This window comes from Amaricoccus solimangrovi (genome assembly GCF_006385685.1).
GTDB lineage: Bacteria > Pseudomonadota > Alphaproteobacteria > Rhodobacterales > Rhodobacteraceae > Amaricoccus > Amaricoccus solimangrovi.
In genome coordinates this window covers 113,547-125,940 of record NZ_VFRP01000001.1, presented here as the reverse complement: position 1 = coordinate 125,940, position 12,394 = coordinate 113,547, and the positions used below count along the sequence as shown (strand labels likewise).

Here is a 12,394-nt window from a genome sequence, read left to right as displayed (position 1 = left end):
TTTCGCACAAGCATGATCGCATGGCAAGAACCGAGGCGCCGTCCCGGTGGCGCCGGGCGGCCGGAACGAAACCGGCCGGGGGCCGTTGCCTCAGCGGTCGCGCGCGAGGCAGTGTCGCGGGCGGTGACCTCGTGTCCGGGCTCCGGCCCGGGCCGCAACATGCAAGGAGAACGCGATGAAACGTACCGGCTCCGCCGTCTGGACAGGCGACATCAAGGGCGGTTCGGGAACCGTCTCGAGCGAAAGCGGCGTGCTCTCGGACGTCCCCTACAGCTTCGCCAAGCGGTTCGGCGAGGAGAAGGGCACCAATCCCGAGGAACTGATCGGCGCGGCGCACGCCGCCTGCTTCTCGATGGCGCTCTCCGGCGCGCTCGGCAAGGAGGGCCTGACCGCCGAGAAGATCGAGACCTCGGCCGCGGTGACGGTGGTCCCGGACGGCGCTGGCTTCACGATCACGGCGGTGCATCTCACGGTGAAGGCGAGCGTGCCCGGCACGGACGAGGCGAAATTCGTCGAGATCGCCAAGGGCGCCAAGGAAGGCTGCCCGGTCTCCCGCGTCCTCGCCGGCGCGGAGATCACGATGGACGCGTCGCTGGTCTGAGAACGACCACGCGCCGCCGCGCCCCCTCCGGGCGCGGCGGCGCGAAGCGTGCCGGGGGCCGGCGCCGGCGCGCCGCCCCCGGTCCCGCCTTCCTCAGCTGCAGCCGCTGGTGCCGCCGCAGGTGTTGCACTTCAGGCAGGTGCCGTTGCGGACCAGCGTGAAGTTGCCGCATTCGCCGCAGGGATCGCCCTCGTAGCCCTGCATCCGGGCCTTGGCGCGGGCGTCGAAGCCGGTGGCGGGGGTCTCGACCGTCATCTCCGCGACGGCGACCGCGGAGCCGAGGTTGAGCGCGCCCGAGACCGTCGCGCCGCCCTGCAGCAGCACGAGTTCGCGCGGCAGGCGCTTGCGCAGGTAGCCGGTGGAGGAGATCTGCTTGATCACCTCGATCGACTGCTGCGCCGCCTCCGAACGGGCCTCCTCGCCGCCCGCCTCGCCCGCGCGTTCCGCCTCGCCATGGCCGAGCTCGTCGAAGCTCTCGCCCTTGGGCTTCACATGGGCGAGGTCGGTGCGGTCGAGATAGCTCACCGCCAGCTCGCGGAAGATGTAGTCGAGGATCGAGGTCGCCGACTTGATCGAGTCGTTGCCCTGCACCATCCCGGCCGGTTCGAACCGGGTGAAGGTGAAGGCCTCGACGAATTCCTCCAGCGGCACGCCGTACTGGAGCCCGACCGAGACCGCGATCGCGAAATTGTTCATCATCGCGCGGAAGGCGGCGCCCTCCTTGTGCATGTCGATGAAGATCTCGCCGAGCTGGCCGTCCTCGTATTCGCCGGTCCTGAGATAGACCTTGTGGCCGCCGACGATCGCCTTCTGCGTGTAGCCCTTGCGCCGCTCCGGCAGCTTCACGCGATTCGAGCGCTCGATCTCCTTCACGATGATCTTCTCGACGATCTTCTCGGCCAGCACCGTGACCCGCTCGCCCTGCGGCGCGGTCGCGAGCACTTCCTCGAGATCCTCGTCCTCCTCGATCAGCGCGGCGGAGAGCGGCTGCGACAGCTTGGAGCCGTCGCGGTAGAGCGCGTTCGCCTTCACGCCGAGCGACCAGGAAAGCTCGTAGGCCGCCTTGCAGTCGTCGATCGTCGCCTCGTTCGGCATGTTGATCGTCTTGGAGATCGCCCCCGAGATGAAGCTCTGCGCCGCGGCCATCATCCGGATGTGGCTCTCGACCGAGAGATAGCGCTTGCCGGTCTTGCCGCAGGGATTGGCGCAGTCGAAGACCGGATAGTGCTCGGGCCGCAGATGCGGCGCGCCCTCGAGCGTCATCGCGCCGACGATGTGGATGTTCGCCGCCTCGATCTGCGCCTTCGAGAAGCCGAGGCTGCGGAGCAGGTCGAAGGACGGGTCGCGCAGCTTCTCGAGCGGGATGCCGAGCACCTGCGCGCAGAAATCCTCGCCCAGCGTCCACTGGTTGAAGACGAAGCGGATGTCGAAAGCGGTCGGCAGCGCCGATTCGATCTTCGCGATTTCCTCCGGGCCGAAGCCGTGGCCGATCAGCGCCGTCGGGTTGATCGCCGGCGCGTTGCCGAGCGTGCCGTGGCCGACCGCGTAGGCGACGATCTCCTCGACCTCCGCCGGCGTGTAGCCGAGGTTCAGCAGCGCCTGGGGCACGCCCCGGTTGATGATCTTGAAATAGCCGCCGCCGGCGAGCTTCTTGAACTTCACCAGCGCGAAATCGGGCTCGATCCCGGTGGTGTCGCAGTCCATCACGAGGCCGATGGTGCCGGTCGGCGCGATCACCGAGACCTGCGCGTTGCGGAAGCCGTGCTCGGTCCCGAGCGCCAGCGCGTCGTCCCAGATCGAATGCGCGAGATTGAGGAGCGCGCGGTCGGGGCAATTGGAATGGTCGAGCGCCACCGGCGGCACCGCGAGCCCCTCGTAGCCGGTGAGCGCGCCCGTCGCCGCGCGGCGGTGGTTGCGGATCACGCGCAGCATCGAGTCGGTATTGGTCTCGTAGCCCGGGAAGGCGCCGAGCTCGGCCGCCATCTCGGCCGAGGTGCGATAGGCCTCGCCCGTCATCACCGCGGAGAGCGCGCCGCAGAGCGCGCGGCCTTCCGCCGAGTCATAGCCGAGCCCGAGGTTCATCAGCAGCCCGCCGATATTGGCATAGCCGAGGCCGAGCGTGCGGAAGCGGTAGGAAAGCTCCGCGATCCGCTGGCTCGGGAACTGCGCCATCAGCACCGAGATCTCGAGCGTCAGCGTCCAGAGCCGCGTCGCATGGACATAGCCCGGCGCGTCGAACTTGCCGTCCTTGAGGAAGGTCAGCAGGTTCATCGAGGCGAGGTTGCAGGCCGTGTCGTCGAGGAACATGTATTCCGAGCACGGATTGGACGCCCGGATCGGCCCGTCCGCCGGGCAGGTGTGCCAGGCGTTGATCGTGTCGTGAAACTGAACGCCCGGATCGGCGCAGGCCCAGGCGGCGTGACCGATCTGTTCCCAGAGCTCGCGCGCCTTCACCGTCTTCGCAACCTTGCCGTCGGTCCGGCGGATCAGCGCCCAGTCGGCATTGTCGCGCACCGCCTTGAGGAAGGCGTCGGTCACGCGGACGGAGTTGTTGGAGTTCTGGCCCGAGACGGTCAGATAGGCGTCCGAATCCCAGTCGGTGTCATAGGTGCGGAACTCGATCGAGGCGAAGCCCTGCTCGGCATACTGCAGCACGCGCTTCACGTAGCTGTCGGGCACCATCGATTTCTTGGCCGAGCGGATCGCGGCCTTCAGCCCCGCGTTCTTCTTCGGGTCGAAGGCGTCGGCTTCGGCGCCATCCCAGGCGCGGATCGCGCCGAAGATCTCGTTCAGCCGCGCCTCGTGGATCTTGGAGCCGGCGACGAGGCTGGCGACCTTCTGCTCCTCCACGACCTTCCAGTTGATGAATTCCTCGATATCCGGGTGGTCGAGGTCGCAGATCACCATCTTCGCCGCGCGCCGCGTGGTGCCGCCCGACTTGATCGCGCCCGCCGCCCGGTCGCCGATCTTCAGGAAGGACATGAGGCCGGAGGACTTGCCGCCGCCCGCGAGCTTCTCGTTCTGCGCGCGCAGGTCGGAGAAGTTGGTCCCCGTCCCCGAGCCGTACTTGAAGAGCCGCGCCTCGCGGGTCCAGAGGTCCATGATCCCGCCTTCGTTCACCAGATCGTCCTCGACGGACTGGATGAAGCAGGCATGCGGCTGCGGATGCTCGTAGGCCGAGGTCGAGCGGGTGAGTTCGCCGGTCCTGTAGTCGACGTAGAAATGCCCCTGCCCCGGACCGTCGATGCCATAGGCCCAGTGCAGCCCGGTGTTGAACCACTGGGGCGAATTCGGCGCCGCCATCTGCGTCGCCAGCATGTAGCGCATCTCGTCCAGATAGGCGCGGGCATCGGCCTCGGAGGAGAAATAGCCGCCCTTCCAGCCCCAGTAGGTCCAGGCGCCGGCGAGCCGGTCGAAGACCTGGGTGGCCTTGGTCTCGCCGACGAAGCGTTCCTTCTCGGGCAGCGCGGCGAGTTTTTCCTCGTCGGGGACCGAGCGCCACAGGAACTCCGGCACGCCCTTTTCCTTCACGCGGCGGACGGCCGCCGGGACGCCCGCCTTGCGGAAGTACTTCTGCGCCAGTACGTCGGAGGCCACCTGGCTCCAGGTCTCCGGCACTTCGAGGTCGGAGAGGCTGAAGACGATCGAACCGTCGGGGTTGCGGATCTCCGACGAAGTGACGCGGAAGGCGAGCGCCCCATAGGCACCGGTTTCCTCCGTCGTGAAGCGACGTTCGATCTTCATTGCTCTCTCCTCGGGATCTCAAGGCATCTTGTGTGATGCCACCAGATATTGTGGCCGGCGTCGGCCCTGCCCCAAAGGGATCGCAAATGGTCGCGAGTCGCAACCGATTTATCCGCGGTTCAGCCTAGATATTGTGGTTGACAGGAAGTTACCCACAACGGGCTGTTGATATCCTGTCAGCCGCTGATTCTCGTCCTGGTTGAGCGCGGCGGACGGTCCACGCCGCCGCCTACCGGGCGAGCGCCGCCTCCTTGGCCCTGGCGATCTCGACGAGGAGCGCCCGCAGCATCAGGAAGGCCGTCTCGTCCTCCTCGGTCAGCTCGGCGCCGCCCTTTTCCGCGAGGCGCACGAGCACGGCGAGCGCGTCCTCGATCCGGCCGAGCTGCTTGCCGTAGCTCGCGGTGTCGAGGATCGCCCGCTCGACATCGGGCCGCGCGGTCTGGCCGTCGACGTTGAAGAGCGCGAATCGCGCGTTCTGGAAGAAGCTCCAGGGATTTATCACCTGCCGGTTCTCGCGGGGCGCGAGGGCGGGGAAAGGCCAGGGAATCGAGTTCATGCGCAATCTCCAATGAAAATGCGCGCATGATCCCACCCCGGCGGCGCCGCGTCAAAGCCGGCGCGCGGCCTTGCGCGCCCGGCGGAGCCTTCCTACCTGCGAGGGAACCCGAGGAGTCCCGCATGAACTACGTTCTCGCCCTGTTTCTGCCGCCGCTCTCGATCCTGCTGACGGGCCGATGGGTGGTGGCGATCGTCACCTTCCTGATCTGGCTGCCCGCCATCCTGGTCTCCGGCGGGCTCGGCCACCCGATCTTCATCCTGCTCGCCTGGATCATCATCTATCAGGCGCGCGACGACCGCCGCGCCCGGATCACCGGCGGCGAGTAACCCCCTCCCCCGGAGGGGATTGCGCGGCGCCGGCGCCCGGCTAGAGTGAGGCGATCGACGGCGGGGGCCGTCGCGCCGGCGGCGGCGGCTCCGGCGGGTCTCGCAAGCGAGGGGGCTCTGGCGGATGAAGGTTCTCGTGCTCGGTGGCGGCGTCATCGGAGTGACCAGCGCATGGTATCTCGCGCGGGCCGGACACGAGGTCACGGTGCTCGACCGCCAGCCGGGGCCGGCGCTCGAGACCAGCTTCGCCAACGCGGGCCAGATCTCTCCCGGCTATGCCTCGCCCTGGGCGGCGCCCGGCATTCCGGTGAAGGCGATCAAGTGGACCTTCATGAAATACAGTCCGCTGCTGATCCGGCCCCGGCTCGACCCGGCGTTCCTGCGTTTCGGCCTCTCGATGCTGCGCAACTGCGCGGCCGGGCCCTATGAGGTCAACAAGAGCCGGATGGTGCCGATCGCGGAATACAGCCGCGACCTCCTGCGCGCGCTCCGCGCCGAGACCGGCATCTCCTACGACGAGCGCGCCCAGGGCACGCTCCAGCTCTTCCGCACACAGAAACTGCTCGACGGCGCGGGCAAGGACGTCGCGGTGCTGCGCGACCTCGGCGTGCCCCACGAACTGCTCGACGTCGAGGGCTGCGTGCGCGCGGAACCGGCGCTCGCGCGCGTGCGGGGCAAGTTCGTCGGCGGCCTCCGGCTGCCCGAGGACGAGACCGGCGACTGCTTCAAGTTCACCAACGCGCTGCGCGACCTCGCCGAGGCGCGCGGCGTGTCCTTCCGCTACGGCGTCGGGATCGACGCGATCCGCGCCGAGGGCGACCGGATCGCCGCGGTCGAGACCGCCGCGGGCGCGCTGAGCGCGGAGGCTTATGTCGTCGCGCTCGGGAGTTACGCCCCGCTCCTGCTCCGCCCGCTCGGGATCGACCTGCCGGTCTATCCGGTGAAGGGCTATTCGCTGACGGTGCCGATCCTCGATCCCGCCGGCGCCCCGGTCTCGACCGTGATGGACGAGATGCACAAGGTCGCGATCACGCGTCTCGGCGACCGGATCCGGGTCGGCGGCATGGCGGAGCTCGCCGGATACGACACCCGGCTGAACCCGAGGCGGCGCCCGACGCTCGAACATGTCGTGAAGGACCTCTTCCCCGCCGGCGGCCTGGCGCGGAGCGGAACGTTCTGGACCGGCCTCCGCCCCATGACGCCGGACGGCCCGCCCGTGATCGGCCGGGCCGGATTCGCGAACCTCTGGCTCAACACGGGCCATGGAACGCTCGGCTGGACCATGTCCTGCGGCTCGGGACGCGTGCTCGCGGACCTGATGACCGGGCTGACGCCCGAGATCGACGCCCGCCCGCTCGACATCACCCGCTACGCCTCCGCTTCCCCGCGCGCCTGAGGGGGCCACCGGGCACTCCCCGGACAGGCGAGCCCGGCGCCGATCAGCGCCGAGACCCGGTCACCCCGCCCCGCGCAGCGTCGCGATCAGCCCGGCGGCGCCCGCCGTCACGTCGGCCCAGGTGGTCTCGAACCCCTCCGGCCCGCCGAAATAGGGATCGGCGACCGGCTCGCCCTCCCGCCCCGGCACGTGGTCGAGCAGCAGGCTCAGCCGCGCCCGCGCCCCCTCGGGACAAAGCGCGCGCAGGGCGCGGAGGTTCTCGTGGTCGAGCGCGACGATATGGTCGAACCGGGCGAAATCGGCGCGCGCCACCTGACGGCCGCGATAGCCGCCGATGTCGATCCCGCGCGCCAGCGCCACGGCGCGCGCACGGGGGTCGGGCGGCTCGCCGACGTGCCAGCCGCCGGTCCCCGCGGAATCGATCTCGAGCGCGAGGCCGGCCGCGGCCGCCTCGGCGCGCAGCGCGGCCTCCGCGAGCGGGGAGCGGCAGATGTTGCCGAGGCAGACGAGCAGCACGGCGGCGGGGCGGTCGGCGGAACGGGCGGGCATTCTCTCTCCCTGGTCGGACGGCCCGGAGATGCTATCCGCCCGGCGCCGGGGCGCAAGCGTCACGGCCCGGCGGCGGCGCGCAGCTCTCCCGCCGGCGCGGGGCGCGCGGCGGCGGCGGGGATGGCGGGACGGGGCGACCACGGGCGGACGGCCGCGGCCGAGCGCGCGCCGAGGAGCCGGGGCGATCCTTCGCCGAAGTCTATCGCCACCGCCCCCTCGCGCGCGAGCAGGTCGCGGCCGACGAAGAGACAGCCGCCCTCGGGCGGCGCGGTCCATCTCGGCGCGATCAGCACCGCCGCGCCGTCGCATTCCGGCCGCCCCGGCGGGGGCGAGCCGAGATAGAGGATGCGCCCGATCCCCGGCGCCTCGGCCTCGATCCTGCCGCGCGCGATCCGCACCTCGCCGCGCGCGGCGGCCTCGGCCTGGCGCGCCCCGTCACCGTCGCGCCGGAGCCAGCTTTCGGCGGTGAAGGCGTTGCCCTTCGCGACGCTGATCGTCCGCCCGCCAGGCGTCATCACCCCGAAGAGGCGCCCGTTGCCGGCGATCAGCAGGTCGGGCCGGGGCTCCGCCGTCCAGAGCGCGACGCCGGCGAGCGCCGGCAGCAGGCCGAGCCAGCGGCCCGGGCCGCGCCAGAGCGCGACGAAGACCCCGCCGAGGCCGAGCAGCGCCAGCGTCGCGGGCGGCCCGGCCGGCACGCCCCGGACCGCGCCGCCGAGCCCCGCGACGAAATCGGCGACGCCGAGCACATAGGCGTCGCCCCAGCCCATCAGCGTGAGCGGCAAGGCGTCGAGACCGAAGGGCATCGCCATGATCCCCGCGACCGCGGCCGGCATCACGAGGAGGCCCATCATCGGCACGGCGAGCATGTTCGCGACGAGTCCGTAGGGCGCCGCGGCGTTGAAATGGAAGGCCGAGACCGGCGCGGTGGCGGCGCCCGCGACGAGCGAGGTCATCGCGATGCCGATGACGGGCCGCGCGAGGCGCCAGCGACGGTCGGTCCGGATCGCGCACCACCAGGCCCGCGTCCCGAGCGCCTCGAACACGGTGACGAGCGCGAGGGTCGCGGCGAAGGACATCTGGAAGCCGGGCTGGACCAGCGCCTCCGGTGTCAGCGTGAGCACGACGAGCGCGGCGAGCGCGACGGCGCGCAGCGTCAGCGCGGGCCGGTCGAGCAGCACGGCGCAGAGCACGACCGCCGTCATCACGTAGGACCGCTGCGTCGCGACCTCGTTGCCGGAGATCGCGAGATAGGCGAAGCCGCCGATGAGCGCGGCGACCGCGGCGAGCTTCTTCAGCGGCCAGCGCAGCGCGCACCACGGAACGAGCGCGAGCCCGTGGCGCACGATGGCGAAGACGGCCGCGGCGAGCAGGCCCATGTGCAGGCCGGAGATCGAGACGAGGTGATAGAGCGTCGAGGCGCGCAGCGCGTCGTCCGTCGCCCGACTGATCCCGGAGCGGTCGCCGGTCAGGATCGCCGCGCCGAAGGCGCCGTCCTGTCCCGGCACCACCGCCCGGATGCGCCGCGAGAGCGCCATCCGGGCGCGGAAGGCCATCTGCCGCCAGGGCGAGACCTCGCTTGCCGCGGCCTCCAGGAAGGGCGTCCGGGTATAGCCGATGGCGCCAAGCCCCTCGAAATAGGCGACGAAGCGGAAATCGAACCCGCCGGGCTCCGAAGGTCCGGGCGGCGGCGAGAGCCGGGCGGTGCCGGTGATCCGCTTCCCCGGGACGAGCAGCGCGGGATCCGTGCCGGGCCCGAGCGAGACGCGCGCGAAACCCGGCGTGACGGCCGGATCGAGCCCGCCGATCCAGAGCTCGTCGAGCAGCACCCGCGGCAGGTCCGCGCCGGAGCGCGAGAGGCCGGCGACCCGCCCCTCGATCGCGACCGTGCGCTCGCGGTCGAGCACCGGCGCGGCGACGAGGCGCGCGCGTCCGCCCGCGACCGCGAAGCCGACGAGCGGCAGCGCGAGAAGGAGCACCGCGACCCGGCCGCCGAGCCCGAGCCGGGGCGCGAGTGCGAGGCAGAGCCCGGCCGGACCGAGGCAGGCCACGAGGAGCCAGCCCGGCGGCTCGGCGGGCAGCGCGAAATAGAGACCGATCCCGCAGGCGTGCAGCACCGGGATCCAGAGCGCGAGATTCGGCGCCTGCCGATCCAGAATGGCGGCGATGCGCCCCAATGCCTTGTTCTCCGCGTCGGAAATCGCTTAAGGACGAGCCTTCTCCCGCGGCGGTTCAGAAGAGGTTAACCATGGCCGACGAAGGCAGGGCGGTTTCCGCCCCCGAGACCCGGAGTCAGGTACCCGTTTCCGGCGTGGTGACGCGCTTCGCCCCCTCGCCCACCGGCTTCCTGCATATCGGCGGCGCGCGGACCGCGCTCTTCAACTGGCTCTACGCCCGGCATGCCCGGGGCACCTTCCTGCTCCGCATCGAGGATACCGACCGCGCCCGCTCGACGCCGGAGGCGACCGAGAAGATCTTCGAGGGGCTGCGCTGGCTCGGGCTCGACTGGGACCGCGAGGCGACGAGCCAGTTCGCCGGCATGGAGCGCCACGCCGAGGTGGCGCGCGAGATGATGGAGCGCGGCGCCGCCTATCGCTGCTACGCGACGCAGCAGGAGATCGAGACCTTCCGCGAGACGGCCCGGGCCGAGGGGCGGCCGCCGCTCTTCCGCTCGCCCTGGCGCGACGCCGATCCCGCGACCTGGCCCGACGCGCCCTACGTGGTGCGGCTGCGCGCCCCGCGCGAGGGGGAGACGGTGATCGAGGACGTGGTCCAGGGCACCGTGACCTTCCGCAACGAGACACTCGACGACCTGATCCTGCTTCGCTCCGACGGCACGCCCACCTACATGCTCGCCGTCGTGGTGGACGATCACGACATGGGCGTGACGCATGTCCTCCGGGGCGACGACCATCTGACCAACGCGGCCCGGCAGACGCTGATCTACCAGGGAATGGGCTGGCCGGTGCCGATCTGGGGCCATATCCCGCTCATCCACGGCGAGGACGGCGCGAAGCTCTCGAAGCGGCACGGCGCGCTCGGCGTCGAGGCCTATCGCGACATGGGCTACCTGCCCGAGGCGATGCGCAACTATCTCGCGCGGCTGGGATGGAGCCACGGCAACGACGAGTTCTTCACGACGGAACAGGCGATCGAGTGGTTCGACCTCGGCCATCTCGGCAAGGCGCCGGCACGATTCGATTTCAAGAAGCTCGAGAACCTTTCGGGACAGCACATCCGCGCCTGCCCCGACGAAAGGCTGCTCGCCGAACTCGAGGCCTATCTGGCGGCGCGGGGGGAGCCCGGCTTCGGGGCGGAGCGGCGCGACCAGATGCTCCGCGCGATGCCGCACCTGAAGGAACGCTCCAAGACCCTTCCGGAAGTCCTTGACATGGCAGGCTTCCTTCTCGGCCAGCGTCCCTTCGTGCCCGACGCCGCCGCGCGCAAGGTGCTCGACAACGCGCTGGCCGGAATGCTGGAGGATCTGCTTTCGCGTCTGCAACAAGTGGACTGGCATCCGGCGGACATTGAGACTACCGTTCGCACGTTCGCGGGGGAGAGGAACCTTGGCCTCGGCAAGGTCGCCCAGCCCCTGCGCGCCGCGCTGACCGGGCGGACGGTTTCGCCCGGTGTCTTCGAGATGATGGAGATCCTCGGCCGCGACGAATGCCTGGCGCGTCTGGGCGACTGCGTGGAGGCGGCCCGGACCTGATCGCGAGAAGCCGCGCCTCGCGGCGAGCATCGAAGGCCAGGCCCGCGGCCGGCCGAGACATCTTCGCGCCCGTTCTCACGGGCGGCACATGGAGGGAAGATAGGGATGACCGACCAGACTCACCGGACGGCGAAACTGAGCGTTGGGGAGAAGACGCTCGATCTGCCCATGTACTCGGGGACGCTCGGACCCGACGTCATCGACATCCGGCGGCTCTACGCCGACGGCGATGTCTTCACCTTCGATCCCGGCTATACCTCCACCGGATCCTGCGAGAGCGCCATCACCTTCATCGACGGCGACAAGGGCGAACTGCTCTATCGCGGCTATCCGATCGAACAGCTGGCCGAGAAGTCCTTCTTCATCGAGGTCTGCTACCTGCTGCTCTACGGCGAACTGCCGACCGCGGCGCAGCTCGAGGATTTCGAGAATCGCGTGACCAACCACACGATGCTCCACGACCAGATGTCCTATTTCTTCCGGGGCTTCCGGCGCGACGCGCATCCGATGGCGATCGTCTGCGGCGTCGTCGGCGCGATGTCGGCCTTCTATCACGACTCGACCGACATCCGCGACGCCTGGCAGCGCGAGGTCGCCTCGATCCGGCTCATCGCGAAGATGCCGACGATCGTGGCCTGGGCCTACAAGTACTCGATCGGCCAGCCCTTCGTCTATCCGAAGAACTCGCTCGACTACGCCTCGAACTTCCTCAACATGTGCTTCTCGGTTCCGGCCGCGGAATACACGGTCGATCCGATCCTCTCCCGCGCGATGGACCGGATCTTCACGCTCCACGCCGATCACGAGCAGAACGCCTCGACCTCGACCGTGCGGCTCGCCTCCTCCTCCGGCGCGAACCCCTTCGCCTGCATCGCCGCGGGCGTGGCCTGCCTCTGGGGTCCGGCGCATGGCGGCGCGAACCAGGCCTGCCTCGAGATGCTGCGCGAGATCGGCACGGTCGACCGGATCCCCGAGTTCATCGCCCGCGCGAAGGACAAGAACGACCCGTTCAAGCTGATGGGCTTCGGGCATCGCGTCTACAAGAACTTCGACCCGCGCGCGAAGGTGATGAAGCAGTCCGCGGACGAGGTGCTGGGCCTGCTCGGCATCGAGAACAACCCGACGCTGCAGGTTGCGAAGGAACTCGAGAAGATCGCGCTCGAGGACGAGTACTTCATCGAGAAGAAGCTCTATCCGAACGTGGACTTCTATTCCGGCATCATCCTCGATGCGATCGGCTTCCCGACCTCGATGTTCACGCCGATCTTCGCGCTGGCGCGCACGGTCGGCTGGATCACGCAGTGGAAGGAGATGATCTCCGATCCGCAGCTCAAGATCGGCCGCCCGCGGCAGCTCTACACCGGCCCGACCGCGCGCGACTACGTCGACGTCGAAAAGCGCGGCTGAACGTAGGGCGGACATCTGTCCGCCTTCCCCGGCGGGGCGCCTCATCCCGACGCGGCGCCGTGGTGGCGGACAGATGTCCGCCCTACGCGACGCGGCGCCCCGT

General features: G+C 69.9%; 9 protein-coding genes. 5 read left to right on the top strand and 4 right to left on the bottom strand.

The annotated features are described in order from the left end of the window. Positions 1 to 175 precede the first annotated feature (175 nt). Positions 176 to 601: an OsmC family protein gene (locus tag FJM51_RS00545; RefSeq protein WP_140452152.1), complete on the top strand. Its 426-nt coding sequence runs from the start codon at positions 176 to 178 to the stop codon at positions 599 to 601. A 93-nt stretch (positions 602 to 694) separates the two neighbouring features. Here the strand turns inward: FJM51_RS00545 and FJM51_RS00540 are convergent, their stop codons facing one another. Continuing rightward, positions 695 to 4,345: a vitamin B12-dependent ribonucleotide reductase gene (locus FJM51_RS00540; protein WP_140452151.1), complete on the bottom strand. Its 3,651-nt coding sequence runs from the start codon at positions 4,343 to 4,345 to the stop codon at positions 695 to 697. 229 nt (positions 4,346 to 4,574) lie between these two features. Continuing rightward, positions 4,575 to 4,901 carry a hypothetical protein gene (locus tag FJM51_RS00535; RefSeq protein WP_140452150.1) on the bottom strand — a complete coding sequence of 109 codons (327 nt, stop codon included), beginning with the start codon at positions 4,899 to 4,901 and terminating at the stop codon, positions 4,575 to 4,577. A 122-nt stretch (positions 4,902 to 5,023) separates the two neighbouring features. Between FJM51_RS00535 and FJM51_RS00530 the strand changes: the two genes are divergently transcribed. After that, positions 5,024 to 5,230 carry a hypothetical protein gene (locus tag FJM51_RS00530; protein WP_140452149.1) on the top strand — a complete coding sequence of 69 codons (207 nt, stop codon included), beginning with the start codon at positions 5,024 to 5,026 and terminating at the stop codon, positions 5,228 to 5,230. 124 nt (positions 5,231 to 5,354) lie between these two features. Next, entirely contained in the window at positions 5,355 to 6,626 is a 1,272-nt protein-coding gene (locus FJM51_RS00525; RefSeq protein ID WP_140452148.1) for a D-amino acid dehydrogenase, read from the top strand. 60 nt (positions 6,627 to 6,686) lie between these two features. Here FJM51_RS00525 and FJM51_RS00520 read toward each other — a convergent pair whose 3' ends face one another. Beyond that, positions 6,687 to 7,175, bottom strand: coding sequence for a low molecular weight protein-tyrosine-phosphatase (locus FJM51_RS00520; protein WP_140452147.1), 489 nt, complete (start codon positions 7,173 to 7,175; stop codon positions 6,687 to 6,689). A 59-nt stretch (positions 7,176 to 7,234) separates the two neighbouring features. Further along, positions 7,235 to 9,349, bottom strand: a complete 2,115-nt coding sequence (locus FJM51_RS00515; protein WP_140452146.1) for a ComEC/Rec2 family competence protein — start codon at positions 9,347 to 9,349, stop codon at positions 7,235 to 7,237. A gap of 71 nt (positions 9,350 to 9,420) precedes the next feature. Between FJM51_RS00515 and gltX the strand changes: the two genes are divergently transcribed. Next, positions 9,421 to 10,884: a glutamate--tRNA ligase gene (gltX, locus tag FJM51_RS00510; RefSeq protein WP_140452145.1), complete on the top strand. Its 1,464-nt coding sequence runs from the start codon at positions 9,421 to 9,423 to the stop codon at positions 10,882 to 10,884. Positions 10,885 to 10,989: 105 nt separating this feature from the next. Continuing rightward, complete coding sequence (gene gltA, locus FJM51_RS00505) at positions 10,990 to 12,291, top strand: citrate synthase (protein WP_140452144.1); 1,302 nt, start codon at positions 10,990 to 10,992, stop codon at positions 12,289 to 12,291. The last annotated feature ends 103 nt before the right edge of the window (positions 12,292 to 12,394 follow it).